The organism is Rossellomorea sp. FM04394, assembly GCF_041889765.1.
GTDB lineage: Bacteria > Bacillota > Bacilli > Bacillales > Bacillaceae_B > Rossellomorea > Rossellomorea aquimaris_B.
The window spans coordinates 3,082,914-3,104,992 of sequence record NZ_CP168654.1; the positions used below are offsets into that span (position 1 = coordinate 3,082,914).

Genomic DNA, 22,079 nt, shown 5'->3' on the forward strand with positions numbered 1-22,079 from the left:
TTTAACGGTTCTCCTGAAGAAATGGAGATGCCACTTCAATTGAAATCATACCGGCGTGCAGATATCTGCTGACATTCGATTCAAAGAGCTCCATTCCCTGCGCTTTAGAGGTTTGCATGACGGAGGGAATTTGATGAATCTTTTCAGACCGGATAAGATTGGCAACGGCTGAATTATTCAAAAGGATTTCCGAGACAGCAATCCTTCCATTTTTATCAACCGTAGGCAGGAGGCGCTGAGCAATCACTCCCTGCAGAACCGATGCAAGCTGAACCCGGACCTGGGATTGCTGTTCGGCCGGGAATACATCTATGATCCGCTCGATTGTAGAAACGGCACTGGACGTATGCAGGGTCCCCAGGACTAAATGACCGGTCTCGGCTGCTGTGATGGCTGTTTGAATGGTTTCCAGGTCACGCATTTCCCCTACCAGAATGACATCGGGGTCCTGCCTCAATGCACTCCGCAATCCGTATGCAAAGGACTTTGTATCAAACCCGACTTCCCGTTGATCAATGATGGAAGAACCGTGCGAATGTAAGTACTCTATCGGATCCTCAAGTGTTATGATATGCTTCCTCATCGTCTGGTTCATATAATGAATCATCGAAGCGAGGGTCGTCGATTTCCCGCTTCCGGTCGGCCCGGTCACTAACACCAACCCTTGATGCTTTTCTGCTATTTTCATTAAAACAGGCGGGAGCTTCAGTTCTTCCAGGGTCGGAATATTCCTAGGCACAACCCGTAAGGCAATGGAAATACAAGATCGTTGAAAATAGGCATTCACACGGAACCGCGAGACACCTGGGAGTGCATACGAAAAGTCCATTTCCCCCCGCTCTTTGAATTCCGTCCATAAATGCTCGGGAACAATGGCTTTAGCCATTTGCTCTGTATCTTCCGGCTTCAGCACATCCTGCCCATACCTCTTCAAGTCTCCATGAATGCGGAAAACCGGTGCCGATTCTACTGTTAAATGAATATCAGAGGCCTTTAATTCAAATGCCGCCCGTAATAGATGATCTATCCGTTCCTTCAAGTCATACACCTTCTTTACTCTATTGCTACACGCAGTATTTCCTCTGTCGTCGTCAATCCCTGCTTCACCTTAAACAATCCATCATCCAAAAGAAAAATGGTTTTGTGATTGATGGCAACTTCCCTTAATGTGGAAAGGGATTCATTATTCATGATGATCCTCTTCATTTCATCGTTTACGACCAGTACTTCATGAATGGCCATTCTTCCTTTATAGCCCGTCATATTGCACGAAGCACACCCTCTGCCACGGATGACCTTTTCGATGGTCATGCCTCTGCGATCAAAGATTTCTTTCTCCCTCACTGTGGGGATTTCTTCCTGTGCACAATCCCGGCACACCTTCCGGACAAGCCGTTGAGCGACAATTCCACTTACGGAAGTCGCGACCAGGAATGGCTCGACCCCCATATCGATCAGGCGGGTCACGGTACTCAAGGAATCATTCGTATGGATCGTACTGAGAACTAAATGTCCCGTCAGTGATGCCCGTATCGCTACTTCAGCCGTTTCTCTATCACGGATTTCCCCCACCATGATAATGTTGGGATCCTGTCTCAGGATGGACCTGAGGCCTGCAGCAAAAGTAAGGCCGACATTGGTATTCACCTGAATTTGGTTGATCCCCTCCAGTTGATACTCAACCGGATCCTCGACGGTAATGATATTGACCTCTTCACTATTCAGCTTGTTCAACGCTGCATACAGAGTGGAAGATTTACCTGAACCAGTGGGACCTGTAATAAGCACGATCCCGGTGGGCCGATCAATCAGGTCTTGAAATCGTTTAAGGTTCAAGCTGTTGAAGCCAAGCTGCCCCAGGTCATTCAACGATGAACTCAGGTCCAGTATACGGAGGACGATCTTTTCCCCGTATACCGTCGGAAGTGTGGATACCCTTAAGTCGATCGGGCGGAAATCGATGTTCGTTTTAATTCTTCCATCTTGAGGTACCCTGTGCTCCGTGATATCCAATTGAGACATGATTTTGATGCGGGCCGTCAGCATGCTTTGCATATGCTTGGGGAGGGATCGATCTGTCCGTAAGATGCCGTCCACCCGGTAGCGTATATGTACTTTTGTTTCCTGGGGATCGATATGGATATCGCTCGCCTTTTGCGTCATGGCATTGGATAGCAATTGATTGACGAGTCTCGCGATGGGGGAGTCCTGATCTGTCAAAGCTTCATCCTCTAAGGGAGGAGGCTCATTCCCCATCCCTTTCAACTCTTCAAAGCTTTCATCCAAATCGTAATACTTATTGATTGAACGGAGGATATCGTCCTTTGTTGCGATGGATGTCTCAATATAGAATCCAGTGGACAATCTCAGATCCTCGATCGTGTAGAAATCCATTGGATCTGCCATCGCCACAAACAGCTTATCTCCTTCTATTTTTAGCGGGATGATTAGGTTCCGCTTGGCCACTTCTTTTGGAATCAAATGAAACAGCTTTGGGTCAAACGGGTATCGAAATAAGCTGACGTGAGGTATGCCCAGTTGAAACTCCAGCACTTCAATCAGCTGCTGCTCCGTAATGTATCCTTTTTGTAAAATTGCATCTCCCAGCTTCTGATCGATCCCTTTTTCCCTAAGAGCCGTTTGAAGCTTTCCTTCTGTCAACAAACCTGATTCAACTAATAAATCGCCTAAACGTTTCCGCTCTTGCGCCATGCTATCCCGCCTGCCTGTCATTTTCTTATTTCATATCGGTCTCTGGTAGATCCTTTTCAGAAGAAGAAGCATTGGACTCCTCTTTCTGTGAAGCAGAATTTGAATCCGACTTTTCATCTTCCTCTTGATTAGATGGACTCTTTTGAGGATTTGAGCTGTCCTGGGATACCTGCTCTCCGACCTCAGAAGTCGTTTCACCCGCCCCTGAAACATCGACCGCTTCCCCTGCCACGTAATCTTTCATACTATGTAACTCTTCTTTATGAACGGGTAGGTAAAAGTCTTCTGATACTTTCTCTTCCTTGAGAAGTTCACCCTTCATCGTCTGAAAGCTTCTCCATACTTCAACCTGCATTCCATTTCGGCCTTCTTCTGTCACCATTATTTCACCTGAATGTAAATATGGACTGTACTGCTTGATCACTTTCGGTTTAAATGACTGCTCGTTCCGTCGATCCACGGTCACCCTATATGGAAGTTCGGCACCTGTCAGTGAGATGGAAAGCACATCCCCTTGCCATTGAAGTATGATCGTATAAGATCCATCGTTAGGATTTGAGAAAATAAAGTCCTTATCCTGCTCTTTATTTATGTAAGCTTCCAATCCTAATTCAATACCATCAGGAAGCTCCCTGCTCTGATTTCTCTCAATCACCTCAAAGTTTGACGGCAGCATCAGCTCATAAAGACATGAAGCGAGAGTGCTGAGATCCTGGTCAGTTGCTCCAGTGAATCCTTCCCCTTCAATAAACTCCAGTAAGGAAAACGGTGAGGTCCCTCCTATTACAATCTCAGGGTACGAATCAATGAACTGCTGAAGCCCCGGTGTTAATGGTAGACCATTGACGTTGATCTCCGAAATGGTTTCAATGGACGCGGCATGAGTCTCGCCACCTTGTTTATCTTCTGTATTTTGATCAGAAAGACCGGCCACGTCTTTCATTCCACTATCGGAAACGGGTTGAGTCGGTGATAGGAAGCGATCATAGGCAAAAGCACCCAGATGAGCAAGACTGAATAAACCTATGCTGCATAACACTAAAAATACGGATAGCTTTGTAATAGGTATTCTTTTACTCATCACAGATGCCCCTTTTTTACATTTTCCTTATTGGTTTTTAGATGTTTTGAAGAATGATTGAAAGCTGATTTAAACTTTGATGAAGTAGGAACTTAGAAGTATAATTCGATGAAAATTAACAAAATTCGACTACTACTATTTTAGTATATACACTTGCAAATGAAAAGCTACTATCTGTTATTAATAGAAAAAAATAGAAGAAAAGTCATAATTTTCGTTCATACAAAAAAACACCTCCCCCATGCAGGAAGGTGTTCTCCGGATTCATTTCACATACTGAGCCACCCGATTCCGCCCAGCCTGCTTGGCACCTGTATATAATGCCCGATCCGCATGGCGGATAAGAGCAAGCGTATCATCGGCGTCCTCCGGTGCTGTCGAGACCCCGATACTCGCTGTGATCCTGACCATCATTCGTTTGTTGGATTCGTCCAGGCTGTCATGGAGGGTGAAGGGCTCATTGGCAATCGCACCTCTCACATGCTCAGCAAGTCGGAGTGCTTCATCCTGTTTCGTATCCGGAAGAAGGATGACAAATTCCTCCCCTCCATATCTCGCAACTGTTCCCCTTGAATCAATAAGGGTGCGAAGGCGGTCGGCAAGTTCAATCAGGATTTCGTTACCGCTCTGGTGACCATAGTTATCGTTAATCACCTTAAAGTGATCCAGGTCGAGCATGATGAGAGAGAGACTTTGTCTTTTCCCAGCATCGAGATGATTGAACTCCAGCGTCAGGAGATCTTCAAAATAGCGGTAATTGTATAGTCCTGTCAGGGCACATCTTTCACTGTTTTTCTTCGTCCGTTCATGGTGCCTTGCATTTGCGATTGCCACTCCTAAATAGGAACATAAAATATCGACGATCATCAATTGATATTTTTCATAGGCTTTCTTTTTGGAAGAGGCCAATAGAAGAATCCCTCTTACCTTTTGGCTTCTTACAATGGGAACGCACAAAACGCTTTCCACTCCATCAGGCATATACCCTTCAGCTATGTCGGTCCATTCAGATCGGGAAGTATAAAGGACGGACGTCCCGGTTTCCCACACTACACCGCTGATTCCCTGGCTTTTCTTTAATGGACGCAGGTTATTCGCCTTCATTTCACCATTTTCTACACGCCTTAAGAGAACAAGTTCTTCATCCTGGCAATCAAGGATATATGCATACTCAACGGGCAGGGTCTCAATGATTCTCTCGATGAATATATCAAGCACTTCTTTTACTTTCAGGCTTTCCGTTAATTGGTGACCGATTTCACCCGCTTTTTGAAGGTATTCATTGATTTTTTCAGAAGAGTTATAGAGCTTTAAGATGATAGATAAGCTCACAAAAGGGATACCGATCAATAGAGAAGCGAAGGCTCCCAGTTCAAACGTTAAATAATAGAGAGATAATGAGAGAGGGAACATGATCATGTTTGCGGTAAAGTCCCAAACGAAATCCTTGCTGTAAAACCGGACATCATTGTTCACTACATAGTGTTGATACAACAAAAGTAGAATTTGATTGATCATGATCGAAACGATTTGATAACTGAGAATCGGAAATAGTAATTGACCGATATTCCTTAATCCCACTTCTCCACCAAATAGAAAATAGATGAGGCCGCTCACTAACGAAACAAGAAAGAACATCACTGAATTCAAGGGAATTCTATGCCAATCGGTTTTGGTCAGCCTGAGTCGGATAAGCAATGGGATAATAGAGAATTGCATGAGGACGATCTCAATAAATAATCCATACTTTATAAACCCTACGAGGGTCACCCACTGGATGAAGAAAATGGTGGCACCATTTATCACAATGGGCATGAGTGGGATAAAGGTGGCAAAAGCCACTAAGGTTAAAAGCTCCAGCTCATTTCCTGCAATATTTTCAGGAGGATAGTAGCGATAAGTAAAATACAATCCAGCAGGTACAACGGCTAGCCAGGCCAGCAATATGTACAGCTTCTTTTTTACTGATAATGTCATGTCTATCCCCCAAAGGTCCCGTTCGATTTAATATAGTCCGATCATACTACACTAGTTAAATAGTCACAAGTTTAAGAATAGTTTATCAAAGCAGTCCTATAAAGTCACTTACTTTTTTCTGTAATTTTCTAATTCTTTAAGAAGATAGGGTTTTACCTCAGATAGAAAATATAAAGAACCTGTCACGAGCAGTACTTCATTTTCTTTCAGCTCGGGGATTTTCTCGTGAAGATACTCTTTCCAATGCGGAACTTCTTCCTTATGGTGATGGGAAGATAATCCGTAAAGCTCTTCTGCTGAAGCCACTCTTGGAAAGTCAAAGGTCGTAAACCCGATCGCATCGACTGCTTCTTCGAGATTGGAAATCATCGGCTGTAAGTCTTTGTCATTCAATGCGGAAAATAGAACCGTCACCTTTTTCTCCATAAAGCGATCCTGGATCGTTTTCACCAAGGCCTTGATTCCTTCAGGATTATGAGCACCATCTATATATATTTCCGGTTTATCCGAAAGGAGTTCCATCCTTCCCGGCCATGACGCTTTTTTCAATCCAGCTTTTATGTGTGTCCCTTCTACTTTAATGACCTGCTTTTCAGTAAGCAGTTCTATTACCTTTATGGCCATTGCCGCATTGTTCATTTGGTGAGTGCCAATCATCGAAAGCTCGTACGTTTCATTCAATGAAGATGAGTGATAGGAAAATCTTTCACCTTTTTCAAGGATCGAAAGGCGTTCCACTGAAAAATCCTTTCCAAGTTCAAATAAATCGCTATCCATTTTTAACGCTCTATCTCTTATCACATTCGCTGCTTCTTCTTGGTGGACCCCTGATATGACAGGAACGGAGCCCTTGATGATACCGGCTTTCTCAAAGGCGATGTCTTCTAATGTGTTCCCCAGGAATTGCATATGGTCAAGGCCAATGCTCGTTATGACTGAAGCCATGGGGGTGATGACATTCGTTGAATCGAGTCTTCCACCGAGTCCAACCTCATAAAGGACGAGATCGACAGGTTTCACTTCGGCAAAATAGTAAAAGCTCATGGCTGTTATGACCTCGAATTCAGATGGACTTCCCCATTCGGATTGTTCCATGCTCTCGGCAATGGGCTTTGTTTTTTCCACAAGAAGAGTTAAGTCTTCATCTGAAACAGGCTCTCCATTGATACTGACTCTCTCATTAAACCTCTCAAAATAAGGTGAGGTAAACGTGCCTACAGAATACCCGGATTGCTGCAATACATTTCGCAGATAGGTTACAGTGGACCCCTTACCGTTTGTTCCCCCGATATGAACGGTTTTGATTCTTTCATGAGGATTACCAAGTTCCTCTAACAAGCACTGCATTCTCTTTAGCCCTGGTTTGATTCCTAGTCTGAGTCTTGAGTGTATCCATTCAACGGCTTTTTCATAGGTTAACACTTCTTATTCACTCCCTCTGTCAGGTTTCATTAGAAAAAGGGCTCTAATCAGGTCTGATTGCGGATAGGATCTCCCCTGTAACAATCAGACCTTCTTTTAAAGCCCTCTTCTTAACCTTTATTCACTCGGCACAATTAAACTGATTTCAGCTCTTCTATTCTGGCTTTGACAGTCGCTTGTTTTTCCAAATAATCTTTTTCTTTTGCTTTTTCCTCATCTACTACTTTCTGAGGGGCTTTGCTTACAAATTTTTCATTGTTCAGCTTACCTTGAACACGGGAAACTTCTTTCGTCCATTTCTCCAGTTCTTTTTGCAGGCGGGCAATCTCTTCTTCGATATTGATCAGCCCTTCCAATGGAAGGAATAAGTCTACACCTGTAACGACCGCGGTCATCGCTTTTTCCGGTGTTTCTAAATCTGTACCCATTTCAAGCTTCTCCGGGTTACAGAATTTTTCGATATACGCTTTGTTCTTCTCGATGATCGTTAGCGTATGTGCATCTTTAGCCTTCAGCATCAAGTTGATCTGCTTGCTCATCGGCGTGTTAACCTCGGCACGGACATTACGTACGGCACGGATGATGTCAACGAGAAGCTTCATCTCTTCCGCTGCTGCTTGATCTGTCAGGTCTTCTTGAACTGTCGGCCATGCAGCGACCGTAATGGATTCGCCTTGATGCGGCAAGTTCTGCCATATTTCCTCGGTAATAAACGGCATGAACGGGTGTAAAAGTCTCATTGTGTTGTCGAGTACATGAGCAAGAATCGAACGGGTCGTTTTCTTAGCTGCTTCGTCCTCGCCATATAGAGGCAGTTTCGCCATTTCAATATACCAATCACAGAAGTCATCCCAGATAAAGTTATAAAGGACGCGACCAACTTCACCGAACTCGTATCGATCTGCTAAACGTGTTACGGTTTCAATCGTTTCATTTAAACGAGTAAGGATCCATTTGTCAGCAACTGATTTTTCACCTGATAAATCAATTTCGTCATATGTCATGCCATCCATATTCATAAGGGCGAAACGGGATGCATTCCAGATTTTATTTGCAAAGTTCCATACAGATTCTACTTTCTCAAAGGAGAATCGTAAATCCTGACCCGGTGAGCTGCCTGTAGATAGGAAGTAGCGAAGTGAATCTGCTCCGTACTTTTCAATGACATCCATTGGATCTACACCGTTTCCTAATGACTTACTCATCTTACGTCCATCTGCATCGCGAACGAGTCCGTGAATCAGTACATCTTTAAATGGACGTTCACCCGTGAACTCCAGGCCTTGGAAGATCATGCGTGATACCCAGAATCCGATGATGTCGTATCCCGTCACAAGTGTGTTGGTTGGGTAGTAGCGTTTAAAGTCCTCTGCATTCAGATCAGGCCAGCCCATTGTAGAAAACGGCCATAGAGCTGAACTGAACCATGTATCCAGTACGTCCTCTTCTTGTGTCCAGTTTTCAATGTCTTCCGGCGCTTCGTTGTTTACATAGATTTCGCCCGTTTCTTTATGATACCAGGCCGGGATGCGATGTCCCCACCAAAGCTGACGGGAAATGCACCAGTCACGCGTGTTTTCCATCCAGCGCAGGTAAGACGTCTCAAAGCGGTCAGGTACAAAGTTGACCTTGTTTTCTTCCTGCTGAAGTTTTACCGCTTCTTCTGCCAGAGGATCCATCTTAACGAACCACTGAGTGGAAAGATAAGGCTCAACCACAGCTCCGCTTCTTTCCGAGTGACCGACTGAATGCATATGCTCTTCAATTTTGAACAGAACGCCGGCTTCTTGAAGGTCTTTCACGATTTCCTTACGACATTGGAAACGATCCATCCCTTGGTATTTATCCGCCTTGTCATTCATGGTTCCGTCTTCGTTCATCACAAGAACACGTTCTAAATTGTGGCGATTACCGATTTCAAAGTCATTCGGATCGTGAGCAGGCGTTATTTTCACTGCCCCGGAACCAAATTCCATATCAACGTAATCATCTCCTACAATCGGAATTTCACGACCCACGATTGGAAGGGTAACGGTTTTACCGATTAGATGTTTATAGCGATCATCTTCCGGGTGAACCGCAACGGCCGTATCACCAAGCATGGTTTCCGGGCGGGTTGTGGCAATTTCAATGTGCCCACTTCCATCAGCCAGCGGATATTTCATATGATAGAATGCACCTTGTACATCCTGATGGATAACCTCAATGTCTGAAAGGGCCGTTTTCGTTGCCGGGTCCCAGTTGATGATGTATTCACCACGGTAAATCAGGCCTTTGTTATAAAGGTCGACAAATACCTTTTGTACAGCTTCCGATAAACCTTCATCCAACGTGAAACGTTCACGGCTATAATCAAGGCCTAATCCAACCTTGGACCATTGCTGACGGATATGCTCGGCATATTCTTCTTTCCACTTCCACGTTTCTTCCACGAACTTTTCACGGCCTAAATCATAGCGTGAAATGCCTTGATTGCGAAGTTTTTCATCCACTTTCGCCTGTGTTGCGATTCCTGCATGGTCCATACCCGGCAGCCATAATACATCGTAACCTTGCATGCGCTTCATTCTTGTGAGTATATCTTGCAGGGTTGTGTCCCAAGCATGACCAAGATGAAGTTTCCCCGTTACGTTCGGGGGAGGGATGACGATTGTGTAAGGCTCCTTCTCCTTATCATTTTGGGCTTCAAAATATTTACCTTCCAGCCACCATTTGTATCTGCCTTGCTCAATGGCATTGGGATCATATTTTGTCGGCATAGATAATTGCTGGTCTTGAGTTTCCATTTGTTTTCCTCCTATATTAGTGCGAATAACTACACTTTTCTAAAAAAATAAAAAAATCCCCCGTCCTATGAAAAGGACGAAGGATTCCATTCGCGGTACCACCTTTTTTTTCAGGAAAAATAAGCATCCTGAACTCTCGACAATCAATAACGGCTTTAAACCGGCTTCTACTACTGTTATTCATAGAAACAGCTCTCCAGGCGACCTTCCATTGTCTTAACGTAGAAAATCTCTCAGCAAACGATTTTCCTCTCTGAAAGTAAGAATCAATGTACTCTTCCTGTTCATTGCTTTTCGTAATTATTTATTTACTCATTATAGTATAGGATAAGATAAACTTTCGTCAATCATTATCGCCAATTTTCCTGAAAAATATTCATTCCGCCTACTCCAGGCACCATTACGCATTGAAATCATAAGATAAAGTAGTGAATATACCCAGGAAAGTGAGTGGTCGAATATGAAAAAAATCAATCAATATACCATGCAGAAATGGATGGGAAACGCCAGGTTGATATGTAAGCAATTCATCATTCCCTTTACCATCTTCCAAGGGGTCCGGACCATCTTGCTTCCAACCACTTTCGATGTCCTTCTTTTAACCCTTTTTATCGGTATAGGGCTTGCCATTTATTTCGATTGGATTTAATGGACTGACGAACCTGGACTTCGCCAGTCCTTTTTTTATTCTGCTTCAGCCGCCTGCTCCTGCTTCTGTTTTTCCATTTCATCCAACCGCATGACCACGTATTCCGTATTTTTCAGCAGCCAGTAGTGCCGTTGCAATTTCTTGAGTGATTTCCGTTCATTCCGCTTATCCTTCGGTGTATGAAAATACTTTTCCACCACTGCAATGACAGAGCTTGGATAAGCTAAATAACTCATAAACAGGAGCCGCTCTTCATTGCGTACTGTAAAATGCTGAAAATAGGTGGTGAGCCACTCGACACATTCCTCGTAATACTTAGGATAGGTTTTCAATGTTCTCGACAAAAACGGCAAGAGATCATGAAATGGAGAAGCCATCTTTGAGTTCTCAAAGTTATGGAAATACCCCAAGCCTCTTTCATCGAATAGAAAGTGCTCCGTGGAAACCTTTCCGTGAGTGATGACGGTCCTCACCTTTTCAAGCTCCTTCGTCTCCTCATACCACTCATCAAGCATCTTGCGTGAAAATTTCAACGCTTGAGTGGCATCCTTGTAATACATGCAGAAATGCAATTGAAAAGGGGACATATACGTTGTTTTTTCACATGCTTCAACATACTCATCGAGAAACTGCTGTTCTTTATCCCACCTGGATGTCAACTGCTCGTAATGAGATTCTCTCTCTTCCTTATCAATCTTCACTTCTTGAGACGAAAGAGTATGCAACCTTGCCAATTCCCTGAACATTTTCTGATGCTTTTCAAATTGATCTTCCCTTTCCAGGTTCAAGAGCCAGGGCATCACATAGTATAACTCCCCTTCATTCCATACCGCATAACGCCCATCCAAGGTCGGGTAGATCGGGACAATTCGGTTATATCCCCTCTGAAACAATAGTTGCACATTCCGGACAAAATCAACACCAGTCTGGGCAGGGATCTGCTTAACAGCCAGTGTGCCTTTATTGGAAAACACTTTGGAGATCTTCCCGTAGCTCTCAACAAAATGGGGTTCGACGCCATAAGGTTGTAAGACATGCTTTAATCCATCAAGCGTTTGTACCATTCCTCTCACCTTCTAAGATTACTTTTCTAAAAAAAACGGACTAACTCCAATGAATTTGGTGTCAGCCCCATTGTTTCTTTTATATATCCATTACGCTATTCATGGGTCTTAAAAATGGGAACGACTTTACCCGAATCCTTTAACCCTTGAAGACGTACTCGCTTTTCGGGATATAAAGAACCTGCCCTGCATAGACGTCTTGATTGGCTTCAAGTTGATTGACCCTCAATAGCTGCGGAATGGTCAAATCATACTTTTCTGCAATATAGTCCAGGGTCTCACCCTCTTGAACAATGCATACCCGTAACGTTGCACCCTTTTCCTCATCTTTTCTTGCAAAGAAATCGGTCAATGAAATGCTTTCATATTTCTTTTTACCTTTAGTCTTTTTCTTTTCTTCCTCGCCTTCTTCCATCTCCGCTTCTACTGCGGGTGAGGAGGAGGATTCTTCTTCGACCTCCTGCTGCTTGTATTTAGGAGGCGGGGTGTAGGTGGCCTTTGGTTCGGCAGGCTGCTCTTCCGATGACTCGCTCAGTTCATGCTGCGGCAGTTCAAACACGTTTTCTTTCCGGAAATAATTTTCCTCATAGGAATGAGTCGGATGGGCATCGTATTGAATCTGTACCGGTATTTCATCCTCTTCTCCGGCAGGAGGGGTCCGTCCTTCAAGGTTAAACGGCTGGTACTCGGCGTCTTCAAAATCCTCTTCTTCTTCATCCTCTTCAACGTTCCCCGCTAATTCTTCGACGTCGTAGTTCTCATACTCGTATACTTCTTCTCTTTCTTCTTGCTCTTCTTCTGTTTCTACTTCTTCCTCCGCTGTTTCTTCTTCTACTTCGGCCACTGCACTCGAACGGTAAAGCGGCTCGTATTCTTCCTCTCTGCTATATTCAGCTTCAAGGGGAGGATGCGTCTGCTGTTCTCCATAAATCCCGGTAATCGTTAAATCGGCATTTAATTTTAAGCATGCATTCTCAGGAACGATGTAGTCAAATGACTCAACGAACACATCGATGTCTCCTAAATTAGCAATTCGATTTTTGGGAATTGTCACATCCACCGGGAAACGATGGACAAATTCATATTCACCTTTTTCCCTTTTTTCTACAATTTGAACGAACTTTCCACCAGCTTCAAACTCATCCTCTTCTTCTCCTCTCGGTGAGGTGGGTAAATATTCACCCGAAAGATCAAGACTACCCCTGATAAGTACGTATTGCTCTTGTTCTTGAATCGTTATATGAGGATCTAAGGAGATAGATAGCAATTCTTCAACTTCCTGTCCTTTTTTAAACCAAATTGATTCTTCCAAAGAAAATCGCAAACACGATTGTTGTTCTTGTGACAAAAGAAATTCCTCCTTCCAGTTCTAAACAAAGAAATAGTAAACAATGCCATTATCACTTTATGAAACGAAAAGGAGGATTATGATAGGAAAACTAAAAGTTGTGGTGAGTGTAGGGATTTAGATTTAGAAACTGGGGGGTATTTCGGATTGATGTTAGTAGTTTGGATTTATCGACCGTTATTTTGATATATCTACTTTCAAATGGATTTATCAACCGTTCTTTCATTTTATCAACCGTTTTTTCAAGATATCAACCGTTCTACATTATTCGTCACATTCCTCCCAGCCCTCACTCCATAAAAATAGCCGATCCCTAAAAAAGGATCGGCTATCTTCTTTACTTCTTACTGATTTTCTCAAACGCTTTTTCTGCTGCTTCGAGGGTCTTTTCAATATCTTCATCTGTATGAGCTGTCGATAAGAATAGTCCTTCGAATTGTGAAGGTGGTAAGAATACACCTTCATGGGCCATTTCACGGTAGTAATCAGCAAACATCTCCAAGTCTGATGACTTGGCACCTTCGTAGTTGGTTACTTCTTCATTCGTGAAGAAGATTCCGATCATGGAGCCTGCACGATTGATTCTGTGAGGGATGTTATGCTTTTCTGCCGCTTTCTTTAAGCCTTCTTCCAACAGGTCTGCTTTGCGTGAGAATTCTGTGTACGTTTCAGGAGTCAGCTGGCTCAGGGTTTCATATCCAGCTGTCATTGCCAATGGATTTCCAGATAGGGTTCCGGCTTGATAAATCGGACCGCTCGGAGCAATTCTCTCCATGATTTCAGCCTTACCGCCATATGCACCTACCGGCAGACCCCCACCGATCACTTTACCTAAGCAAGTTAAGTCAGGTGTTACATCATAGTAGCCCTGGGCACATCCGTACCCGACACGGAACCCGGTCATGACTTCATCAAATATTAACAGGGAACCATGATTCTCCGTGATTTCACGCAGGCCTTCCAGGAAGCCGGGCTGAGGTGGAACGACACCCATATTTCCGGCAACAGGCTCTACAATGACTCCGGCAATATCATCTCCAAATTGTTCAAAGGCATAGCGGATGCTTTCCAAGTCATTATAAGGCACCGTAATCGTGTTCTTTGCCACGCCTTCAGGTACACCAGGGCTGTCAGGCAGGCCAAGAGTCGCCACACCGGACCCTGCTTTGATTAATAAAGAATCACCATGACCGTGGTAGCAGCCTTCGAACTTGATGATTTTATTGCGGCCTGTGTATCCGCGAGCCAGACGAAGGGCACTCATCGTCGCTTCCGTACCGGAAGACACCATACGCACGACTTCAATACTTGGTACTCTTTCAATCACAAGCTGGGCAAGCTTGTTTTCGATTTCCGTCGGGGCACCGAAGCTTGTCCCATTTTCCGCTACTTTTTTAATGGACTCCACCACACGGTCATTGCTGTGACCAAGAATAAGCGGTCCCCAGGATAGAACATAGTCAATGTATTCATTTCCATCGATATCGTAAATTTTAGACCCTTTTCCTCTTTCCATGAAAATGGGATCCATCTTTACGGATTTGAATGCTCGTACGGGACTATTCACTCCGCCAGGCATTAATTCCACTGCTTCTTTGAACGCTTGCTTCGATTTCTCATATGAACGCAATATCGGTTCCTCCTTTAGTGATCTTTCAGTCATCCTTACAGGAACTTTCCACCAATTAGGATAACCAATTCGCTACATCTTTTGCGAAATACGTGATGATGAGGTCTGCACCCGCACGTTTCATGCTTGTCAGCTTTTCCATTACGATTTCCTGTTCGTTTACCCAGCCGTTTTGAGCCGCTGCTTTTACCATGCTGTACTCACCACTTACATTATAAGCGACAACGGGTGCATTAAAACGGTCTTTCACTTCCCTCATGATATCTAAATAGGATAGGGCAGGTTTGACAATTAAGAAGTCTGCGCCTTCTTCAATATCCGACTGTGCTTCTCTTAATGCTTCAAGGCGGTTGGCAGGATCCATCTGATAGGTTCTGCGATCTCCGAATTGAGGTGTGGAGTGTGCTGCATCACGGAATGGGCCATAGAAGCTTGAAGAATACTTGACGGCATATGACATGATCGGCACATCGTGATAGCCGGCTTCATCTAATCCGTGACGGATCGCCGCTACGAATCCATCCATCATGTTTGAAGGGGCAATGATATCGGCACCCGCTTCAACCTGGCTTACAGCCGTTTTCGCTAATAAATCAAGGGTTGGGTCATTCAATACTTTTCCGTCTTTCACGATTCCGCAATGACCGTGACTGGTATATTGACACAAGCAGGTATCAGCAATCACAACCAGTTCGGGATAATGCTCTTTCACAAAGCGTGTTGCCCGTTGAACGATCCCGTGGTCATGATACGCTTGTGTTCCCACCTCATCTTTTTCAGCTGGAACACCGAAAAGAATAATGGATTTGATACCCAAGGAAACCACTTCATCCATCTCTGCTTTTAAGTTATCAAGGGAAATATGATAAACTCCAGGCATGGAAGGAACGACATTCTTGATATTATCCCCTTCCACTACAAACAATGGATAGATTAAATCTTCTTTTCTTAGATGAGTTTCTCTTACCAACGCACGCATATTGTCTGATTGACGCAGGCGACGATGACGGTTAAAGTGCAGATCTTTCATGTATAAACCTCCTAAGTAAATAAAACTTTATTTTAATGATCTATTCGTAATAAATTCTTTCATATCGTTTACCATTTCATTTACAGTATAAATGCTTGGACAGATTTTTACATGCAATCCGTACTTTTCAGCCGTATTTTTTGTAATGGGGCCAATGCACGCAATGGGAATGTCTTGGATTTCATCATGAAGGCTATACTGATCGATCACCTTCATAAAATGGTGAACCGTTGATGAGCTGGTAAACGTAATGATATCAAGTTTTTCTTCTTCAATGATATCCTTCAACTGCCCGATGCTCCCTTCTGGAAGGACGGTTTCATAGACAATCCATTCCTGACAGGGTACTCCTGCAGAAGTTAACTCTGAAGCAATGACGTTTCTCGCCAGGTTCCCTTTTGGTATCAGGACGTCCCCTGACGGCTTCACTTTCGAAATGAATTCCTCTGCAAAGTCATCCCCTGTAAAATGTTCCGGCACAAAGGTAACAGGGATTCCATATTTCTTGCAATATTGTTCGGTTTTACTTCCAACAGCAGCAAACTTCCCGGAAAAAGAAGATAGATCGAGCTGTAATCGTTTCAATGCTTGATGAAAGAATCTAACTCCATTTTTGCTGGTGAAAATAATCCATTCGTACGTATGTATGGTTGTGTGAAGATTCTTTTCCCACTTATCTTCATGAGGTTGAAAATGAAGGAGAGGCACCACAACCGGAATCCCTCCCTCGACTTCAATGAGGGAGGCCGTTTCACTGGATCCCTCACTGCCACGAGTAATCAAAACCTTTATATTTTCTAAAGGCCCTTTCCCCTTCATTAGTGATCAAGCTCCTCTTTCACCTGATCGATAAGAGCTTTAGCACCCAGTTCTGTTAAACTTTCAGCCACTTTTTCACCTACTTGTTCAGGATCCTGACCCACCATGTATTCTTTATAAATGGTTTTCCCATCAGGAGAAGCCACAAGTCCCGTTAAGGCGATGTCTCCATTGTCATGCAGCTCGGCAAACCCTGCAATCGGCACCTGACATCCTCCTTCCATCTTGTGAAGGAACGCCCTTTCAGCCGTTACAGTCTTTGTGGTCTCAACACACGCAAACTTCTGCAGAAGCTCAAGCACCTCAGAATCATCTTCTCTGCATTCAATGGACAACGCTCCTTGACCGACTGCAGGCAGGCAAAGGTCGGGATCCAGGAATTCCGTTACAACATCCGATGTCCAGCCCATACGGGATAATCCTGCCGCTGCAAGGATGATCGCGTCGTAGTCCTCATTCTGAAGCTTCGTTAAGCGCGTATCGATATTTCCACGGATCCATTTGATTTCAAGATCTGGACGTACGGATAAGATCTGTGCTCCCCTGCGAAGACTACTCGTTCCTACGATTGCTCCCCCCGGTAAATCTTTAAGTGCCACATGATTTTTACTGATGAACGCATCGCGGTGATCCTCGCGAACCGGTATACATCCGATGGTCAGTCCTTCAGGTAAGACCGCAGGCATATCTTTCATACTGTGAACGGCCATATCAATTTCTTTATCCAGCATCGCTTGTTCGATTTCTTTTACAAACAAGCCTTTTCCACCGACTTTCGATAGGGTGACATCAAGGATCTGATCCCCTTTTGTCACAATTTCCTTCACTTCGAATTCGTAAGAGGGATCCAGTGCTTTCAACTGATTGATCACCCAATTTGTTTGTGTCAGTGCTAATTTACTTCGTCTCGATCCAACAATGATTTTTCTCATAATGACCTCCTGAAATCTTATGAATACCAGAAATGAAATGAAGACAACCGACTTCCCAGGAAAAAGTTAATTAATATGATCAAGAAGGCTGCAACATTTAGAAAAGCTAATGATTTACCAAATACATTTTTTTTAATGCGGAGATATAAATAACTACTATATAAAATTAATAGAATGAATGACCCTACTATCTTTGGATCATACCAAAGGAATTCCGGCAGCTTGATATAAGCCCATTGGAGCCCAAGTATCAAACTAAGTAGAAGCATCGCTACTCCAATGGAATTTGAGATATATGAAATCTTCTCAAGTTTGGACAAATCACTGATCCTCCATAGCCTCTGTCCCCATTTTTTCTCCTTCAATAATTTAAATTGGAGGAGATAAAGCAAGGAAAACACAAAGGATAATGAAAAGGCTCCATATGAAAGGATGGCCATCGTAATATGAATCAACAATAATTCGGATACGAGCTGTTCGGCCATTGCCTGGGACTCTACCTGTACCGGTGCAAACGTATGGATCGCCATGATGATGAAACCAAGTATATTTGTGAAAAACACCGTAAAGTCCACTCTTAATAATCGATTGATGACCAGTGACAGGGTAATGAGGACCCAGGCATAAAAATAAAGTCCCTCGAAAATGGTGAGGACCGGGAACCTGCCTGTGTTCATCATGTATAGAAATAAAAAGATTGTTTGAAGGATCCAAACAATCGCAAGTAACCAGAAGGCAAACAGATTCGCCTTCCGGTTTTTGTTTAAGAAATCTATAAAGTAAAAGAGAATACTAATAGCATACAGAACAATCATAAGTTCATGCAGCCTAGTCATCGTTTGTTCAAACATAGTCAATAACCTCACTTATGCTTGAAAAGAAGGTTGTGGTATAAGCTTAAGATCGCTCTCAGTCTTTTCATTGGCTGCTTTTACTTGTTTCTGCTCCAGCACTTGTTGTTCAATGTTAAAAATATTGATGAATAAATCCAATTTATCTTCCGCATCGGGAAGGCCCGCTAATTCCTTCGCTTGCAGGATCGGATCCTTTAACAACTGATTGATGATACTCTTCGTATGTTTATTTAACACTTTTCGCTCACGATCTGTTAAGTCAGGCATTTTCCGCTCGATGCTTTCCATCGTTTCAGCCTGGATGGAGAGTGCTTTTTGTCGAAGAGCCGAAATAACAGGGACGACCCCAAGCATATTCAACCACTCTTTAAAAGCCACAATTTCAGCTTCAATCATGATTTCAATTTGTTCGGCTGCTTTCTTACGCTCAGACAGGTTTGCCTGGACGATGCCTTCCAGATCATCGATATCATAAAGGAAAACACTTTCTAATTCACCGATGGAGGGATCCAGATCACGTGGTACCGCAATATCCACCATGAAGAGAGGACGACCCTTTCTCATGCTTTCCACATGGGACATCATCTCTTTTGTTATGACAAAATCCTTTGCACCGGTAGAACTGATCATAATATCAGCCTCTACAAGGGCACATTGAAGCTCCTGCAATGTTTTCGCATTACCGCTGAAACGTTCTGCCAAGGTTTGGGCCTTTTCATACGTACGATTAATGACCGTCACCTTAGTAGCCCCACTGCCATGAAGGTTTTGGATCGCAAGCTCTCCCATTTTACCCGCTCCCAGAATGAGAACATGCTTTTTCTCCAGGCTGCCGAATACTTTTTTAGCCAGTTCAACAGCTGCATAGCTGACAGACACGGCATTGGAACCGATATCTGTTTCAGAGTGACCCTTTTTGGCCACCGTCACTGCCTGCTTGAACAGATGATTAAATACTGTACCGGTCGCTCCTGACTCCTGTGCATTCAGGAAGCTTGAACGAATCTGACCGAGTATCTGGGTTTCCCCCAATACCATTGAATTCAATCCGCACGCAACCTTAAAAAGGTGTTCAACTGCCCCTTCTTGTTCATAAATGAAAAGATAAGGCGTGAACTCCTCTTTATCTATATCGAACCATTGAGATAAGAAATCTTTAATATAATAACGACCTGTATGAAGCTGATCTACTACTGCATAAACTTCCGTTCTGTTACATGTAGAAACAATCACATTTTCCAGAATGCTCTTCTTTTCCTTTAAAGCCTTCATAGCGAAAGGAAGATCAGTTTCATTGAATGATAAACGCTCACGAATCTCAACAGGGGCCGTTTTATAATTCAAACCAACGACTATTGTATACATGCTATGCACTACACCCCCAACTAAAATCATTACTCTCATTATAACATGTCCGAAAAAGCTCCTGACCCGTAAATGTGAACAGAAATTGAAACCTAAGTATGATACATTTATAAGGTACGAAGGGCATGCTTCTTCCGGGACTTGCTAAACATTCATTTCTTCATATACATTTAAGATTAACAAAGAATCAATATGAAAGCATTTTCAATTCTAAAAAATCTTATATATTTCGACATTACCTACTAATGTAGGGTACCAAAACAAGCCTGAAGAATCAAGTAATGGAAAGGTTTCTCATCTATTTGTCGAAACATCTGAGCTTATTTTTCTTATTATGTATTATTTTCCCTAAAAAAACAGTATTTAAAACCATAATTTTAATAAGACACGGGAGGAAGAGTATGAGACAACAAAGAATATTCCCAGGGATCATTTTGATTGGGTTTGGAGCCTACTTTTACTTACAGCAAGCAAACATCGTGCTATTTCAGGAGTTCTTCACCTGGCCCACTTTATTGATGATTGTCGGACTGGCATTTCTGGGACAGGGATACGGGGGAAGGGACTTTGAAGCCATTTTACCCGGTACGATCCTCGTTGGATTCGGTCTGCATTTTCATGTTGTCAATAAACTCGAAATCTGGCCAGATCACATGGGGACCTTCATACTGATCATTGCATTGGGTTTTCTGCTTAGATACCAGAAAACGAGATCAGGACTTTTTCAAGGGGTGCTCTTTTTAACACTATCTATCATTCTCCTTTTCTATGATAAAGTGGTGAGATGGTTTGGCTTGATCGAGGGAAGTGTGGGAACGGCCTGGGAATTCTGGCCTATCGTCATTATCGGAATTGGCGTCTACTTATTGTTTATAAAGAAAAAATAATTCTATATGATCAAAGAAAAGCCCGGAATTTGTTCCGGGCTTTTCTACGTACTATTAGAGGACTGAATCCAAAAACTCTCTCGTCCTCTGCTCTTTTGGAGCGTTGAACAATTCCTGGGGAGGACCTACTTCCACGATCCTGCCATCATGCATGTACACGACCCAATCGGCTACCTCCCGGGCAAATCCCATTTCATGGGTCACCACGACCATCGTCATCCCCTCTAAAGCAAGCTCCTTCATGGTAGCCAAGACCTCTCCGACCAATTCAGGGTCAAGTGCTGAGGTAGGTTCATCGAAGAGCATGATTTCAGGCTTCATGGCCAGGGCCCTTGCAATGGCCACACGCTGCTTCTGGCCACCGGAAAGCTTGGATGGGTAGACATTTTCCTTATCCCCAAGGCCGACTTTCTTTAATAGCTCTTTCGCATCCTTCTTTGCTTCCGCCTTCGAAACCCCTTTGACGTATACCGGAGCTTCCATCACATTTTCCAGCACCGTTTTGTGAGGGAAAAGGTAGAAATGTTGAAATACCATGCCTACTTTCTGACGGATTTTATTCAAATCATGTGTATCCTGATTGACTTCATCGCCTTCTATGACAACCTTTCCATTGTCTTTCAGTTCAAGGAAGTTTAAGCATCGGAGTAATGTACTCTTCCCGGATCCACTGGCTCCAATGAGGCAAACCACATCACTTTCCTTTACACTGATATCAATATCCTTCAATACATGTAAATCACCAAAGGATTTATTTAATTTCTCCACTTTAATCATTTCCTGACTCACACTCATCCCTCCCGCATCTTTATTAATCACTGACCGACATCCGTTTTTCTATGATATTGACAATCGTTGAGAATACCAGTACCAGAACCAGGTAATAGATCGCTACAACGAGCAGGTAGGTCATGTAATCAAAGTTGTTGGATCCAAGCGTCGTTGCCACACTGAACAATTCGAACATCCCTATGAATGAAGCAAGAGATGAATCCTTTAATGCAATGATGAATTGATTACCAAGTGGTGGCAGGGCCCGTCTGAATGCTTGAGGCAAAATGATCCTTCTCATTGATAATCCAAGAGACATCCCCAAGGAGCGTCCCGCTTCCATTTGCCCTTTATCAATGGATTGAATGGCTCCACGGAAAATCTCGGCGATGTATGCACCATTATGGAAAGCAAGACCCATGACAACAGACCAGAAGCCTGAAATATTTAATGAAGTTAATCCGAAGTAGAAAATAAAGATTTGAACAATTAAAGGTGTTCCCCTAACAACGAAAATGTATAAATCCGCTAATAGTTCCAATGGCTTGATTCCTGAAATCTTGAGAAACGCGAAAAACAGACCAATCACGATCGCAATGAGAACAGATACAAAGGTTAATTGGAATGTTAATAACATCCCTTTTAGAAAAACATCATATGTACCAGTTAAGGTTTCAAAAAAGTGCATGAACTTCCCTCCAGTCTATTCAATACGTGTAAATAACGGACAAAAAGCGAATGCGCATAGAAGC

Annotated in this window: 18 protein-coding genes and 1 other annotated feature; of the genes, 2 read left to right on the top strand and 16 right to left on the bottom strand. The window is 43.3% G+C overall.

What is annotated here, in order from left to right:
• Window position 1: 1 nt before the first annotated feature.
• From ACCB35_RS15660 to ACCB35_RS15685, 6 genes are all read right to left on the bottom strand, one after another.
• Complete coding sequence (locus ACCB35_RS15660; protein WP_374054415.1) at window positions 2-1,039, bottom strand: type IV pilus twitching motility protein PilT; 1,038 nt, start codon at window positions 1,037-1,039, stop codon at window positions 2-4.
• A gap of 14 nt (window positions 1,040-1,053) precedes the next feature.
• Window positions 1,054-2,712 carry a GspE/PulE family protein gene (locus tag ACCB35_RS15665; protein WP_374054416.1) on the bottom strand — a complete coding sequence of 553 codons (1,659 nt, stop codon included), beginning with the start codon at window positions 2,710-2,712 and terminating at the stop codon, window positions 1,054-1,056.
• A gap of 25 nt (window positions 2,713-2,737) precedes the next feature.
• A complete protein-coding gene (locus ACCB35_RS15670; RefSeq protein ID WP_374054417.1) occupies window positions 2,738-3,793 on the bottom strand; it encodes a hypothetical protein in 1,056 nt (351 codons plus the stop codon).
• Between the two features lie 264 nt (window positions 3,794-4,057).
• On the bottom strand, window positions 4,058-5,770 hold the full coding sequence (locus tag ACCB35_RS15675; protein WP_374054418.1) for a diguanylate cyclase: 1,713 nt from the start codon (window positions 5,768-5,770) through the stop codon (window positions 4,058-4,060).
• Window positions 5,771-5,878: 108 nt separating this feature from the next.
• Entirely contained in the window at window positions 5,879-7,192 is a 1,314-nt protein-coding gene (locus ACCB35_RS15680; protein ID WP_374054419.1) for a folylpolyglutamate synthase/dihydrofolate synthase family protein, read from the bottom strand.
• Window positions 7,193-7,326: 134 nt separating this feature from the next.
• The gene (locus ACCB35_RS15685; protein ID WP_044339497.1) at window positions 7,327-9,978 is read right to left on the bottom strand and encodes a valine--tRNA ligase; all 2,652 of its coding nucleotides are present in this window, start codon (window positions 9,976-9,978) and stop codon (window positions 7,327-7,329) included.
• Window positions 9,979-10,047: 69 nt separating this feature from the next.
• Window positions 10,048-10,275 (bottom strand) — a binding site (T-box leader).
• A 163-nt stretch (window positions 10,276-10,438) separates the two neighbouring features.
• Between ACCB35_RS15685 and ACCB35_RS15690 the strand changes: the two genes are divergently transcribed.
• The gene (locus ACCB35_RS15690; protein WP_044339496.1) at window positions 10,439-10,627 is read left to right on the top strand and encodes a hypothetical protein; all 189 of its coding nucleotides are present in this window, start codon (window positions 10,439-10,441) and stop codon (window positions 10,625-10,627) included.
• Between the two features lie 35 nt (window positions 10,628-10,662).
• On the opposite strand, the gene ysxE is transcribed toward ACCB35_RS15690, so the two are convergent.
• The 8 genes from ysxE to hemA form a co-directional block, all read right to left on the bottom strand.
• Window positions 10,663-11,691: a spore coat protein YsxE gene (ysxE, locus tag ACCB35_RS15695; RefSeq protein WP_044339495.1), complete on the bottom strand. Its 1,029-nt coding sequence runs from the start codon at window positions 11,689-11,691 to the stop codon at window positions 10,663-10,665.
• Between the two features lie 139 nt (window positions 11,692-11,830).
• Window positions 11,831-13,039, bottom strand: a complete 1,209-nt coding sequence (gene spoVID / locus ACCB35_RS15700) for a stage VI sporulation protein D (protein ID WP_374054420.1) — start codon at window positions 13,037-13,039, stop codon at window positions 11,831-11,833.
• A 337-nt stretch (window positions 13,040-13,376) separates the two neighbouring features.
• A complete protein-coding gene (gene hemL / locus ACCB35_RS15705) occupies window positions 13,377-14,669 on the bottom strand; it encodes a glutamate-1-semialdehyde 2,1-aminomutase (protein WP_374054421.1) in 1,293 nt (430 codons plus the stop codon).
• 55 nt (window positions 14,670-14,724) lie between these two features.
• Complete coding sequence (gene hemB, locus ACCB35_RS15710) at window positions 14,725-15,699, bottom strand: porphobilinogen synthase (RefSeq protein ID WP_044339492.1); 975 nt, start codon at window positions 15,697-15,699, stop codon at window positions 14,725-14,727.
• Between the two features lie 27 nt (window positions 15,700-15,726).
• On the bottom strand, window positions 15,727-16,518 hold the full coding sequence (locus ACCB35_RS15715; RefSeq protein WP_374054422.1) for a uroporphyrinogen-III synthase: 792 nt from the start codon (window positions 16,516-16,518) through the stop codon (window positions 15,727-15,729).
• On the bottom strand, window positions 16,518-17,450 hold the full coding sequence (gene hemC / locus ACCB35_RS15720; protein WP_374054423.1) for a hydroxymethylbilane synthase: 933 nt from the start codon (window positions 17,448-17,450) through the stop codon (window positions 16,518-16,520). Before hemC ends, ACCB35_RS15715 begins: the two co-directional genes overlap by 1 nt.
• Window positions 17,451-17,467: 17 nt before the next feature.
• The gene (gene ccsA, locus ACCB35_RS15725; protein WP_374054424.1) at window positions 17,468-18,301 is read right to left on the bottom strand and encodes a cytochrome c biogenesis protein CcsA; all 834 of its coding nucleotides are present in this window, start codon (window positions 18,299-18,301) and stop codon (window positions 17,468-17,470) included.
• Window positions 18,302-18,316: 15 nt separating this feature from the next.
• Complete coding sequence (gene hemA, locus ACCB35_RS15730) at window positions 18,317-19,669, bottom strand: glutamyl-tRNA reductase (RefSeq protein WP_044339488.1); 1,353 nt, start codon at window positions 19,667-19,669, stop codon at window positions 18,317-18,319.
• Window positions 19,670-20,070: 401 nt separating this feature from the next.
• On the opposite strand from hemA, the gene ACCB35_RS15735 reads away from it, so the two are divergent.
• Window positions 20,071-20,556 (top strand): LiaI-LiaF-like domain-containing protein, encoded by a 486-nt coding sequence (locus tag ACCB35_RS15735; RefSeq protein ID WP_374054425.1) that lies wholly within the window; start codon window positions 20,071-20,073, stop codon window positions 20,554-20,556.
• A 54-nt stretch (window positions 20,557-20,610) separates the two neighbouring features.
• On the opposite strand, the gene ACCB35_RS15740 is transcribed toward ACCB35_RS15735, so the two are convergent.
• Both ACCB35_RS15740 and ACCB35_RS15745 read right to left on the bottom strand, forming a co-directional pair.
• A complete protein-coding gene (locus tag ACCB35_RS15740) occupies window positions 20,611-21,333 on the bottom strand; it encodes an amino acid ABC transporter ATP-binding protein (protein ID WP_172655782.1) in 723 nt (240 codons plus the stop codon).
• Between the two features lie 34 nt (window positions 21,334-21,367).
• Window positions 21,368-22,015 carry an amino acid ABC transporter permease gene (locus tag ACCB35_RS15745; protein WP_044339486.1) on the bottom strand — a complete coding sequence of 216 codons (648 nt, stop codon included), beginning with the start codon at window positions 22,013-22,015 and terminating at the stop codon, window positions 21,368-21,370.
• Window positions 22,016-22,079: the final 64 nt, after the last annotated feature.

Excerpts from the sequence above, each read along its gene's own strand:
- ACCB35_RS15665 (WP_374054416.1), bottom strand. The coding sequence starts at position 2,712 with ATGGCGCAAGAGCGGAAACGTTTAGGCGATTTATTAGTTGAATCAGGT.
- ACCB35_RS15670 (WP_374054417.1), bottom strand. The coding sequence starts at position 3,793 with ATGAGTAAAAGAATACCTATTACAAAGCTATCCGTATTTTTAGTGTTA.
- ACCB35_RS15675 (WP_374054418.1), bottom strand. The coding sequence starts at position 5,770 with ATGACATTATCAGTAAAAAAGAAGCTGTACATATTGCTGGCCTGGCTA.
- ACCB35_RS15685 (WP_044339497.1), bottom strand. The coding sequence starts at position 9,978 with ATGGAAACTCAAGACCAGCAATTATCTATGCCGACAAAATATGATCCC.
- ACCB35_RS15690 (WP_044339496.1), top strand. The coding sequence starts at position 10,439 with ATGAAAAAAATCAATCAATATACCATGCAGAAATGGATGGGAAACGCC.
- ysxE (WP_044339495.1), bottom strand. The coding sequence starts at position 11,691 with ATGGTACAAACGCTTGATGGATTAAAGCATGTCTTACAACCTTATGGC.
- hemB (WP_044339492.1), bottom strand. The coding sequence starts at position 15,699 with ATGAAAGATCTGCACTTTAACCGTCATCGTCGCCTGCGTCAATCAGAC.
- ACCB35_RS15715 (WP_374054422.1), bottom strand. The coding sequence starts at position 16,518 with ATGAAGGGGAAAGGGCCTTTAGAAAATATAAAGGTTTTGATTACTCGT.
- hemC (WP_374054423.1), bottom strand. The coding sequence starts at position 17,450 with ATGAGAAAAATCATTGTTGGATCGAGACGAAGTAAATTAGCACTGACA.
- ccsA (WP_374054424.1), bottom strand. The coding sequence starts at position 18,301 with ATGTTTGAACAAACGATGACTAGGCTGCATGAACTTATGATTGTTCTG.
- hemA (WP_044339488.1), bottom strand. The coding sequence starts at position 19,669 with ATGTATACAATAGTCGTTGGTTTGAATTATAAAACGGCCCCTGTTGAG.
- ACCB35_RS15735 (WP_374054425.1), top strand. The coding sequence starts at position 20,071 with ATGAGACAACAAAGAATATTCCCAGGGATCATTTTGATTGGGTTTGGA.
- ACCB35_RS15740 (WP_172655782.1), bottom strand. The coding sequence starts at position 21,333 with ATGATTAAAGTGGAGAAATTAAATAAATCCTTTGGTGATTTACATGTA.
- ACCB35_RS15745 (WP_044339486.1), bottom strand. The coding sequence starts at position 22,015 with ATGCACTTTTTTGAAACCTTAACTGGTACATATGATGTTTTTCTAAAA.